This is a genomic window from Curtobacterium sp. MCBA15_016, from assembly GCF_001865105.1.
In the GTDB taxonomy this organism is placed as follows: Bacteria; Actinomycetota; Actinomycetes; order Actinomycetales; family Microbacteriaceae; genus Curtobacterium.
Window position 1 is genome coordinate 945 of record NZ_MJGR01000068.1, and the last position, 526, is coordinate 1,470.

Here is a 526-nt window from a genome sequence, read left to right on the forward strand (position 1 = left end):
AGGACGCCCTCGCGACCGCCGAGGCCCGCCGGGCCGACCTCGAACGCCAGCTCGCCGAGGCCACCGCCGAGGTCACGCGACTCGAACACGCCCGCGACGATGCCGAGACCACGAGCGACCGACCCCGCGAGCTCCTCGCGGCCGCCCAGCACCACCGACGCGAGGTCGGCCGCTGACCGGAGCCCCTCCGACGTGGACTGACCAGTACCCCTCGAGCGGCCCCGGAGCCCACATCGTTACCCAACAGTTGTCGTTCTTGACGGACTGCGTTGGAGCGGTCTAATCTCGGGCACCATGCTTCGGGCCGGCGATGGTCCGCCGGGTCCGCCCCGACGACAGCACCGGGCGGCCCGGGTACAGGACTCGCATCATCGCCGACGCAGCACCCCACCCGCAGCCCCTGCGCGGGCGAGGTGCTGCGCGGCGCGCGGCGCACCCCGGAGACATGCCGCGATGCCGGGTCGAGCACTCCGGGGCCCCTCCAGGAGAGACGACACATGTCGGAACCCCGCACCGCCCGCACCAC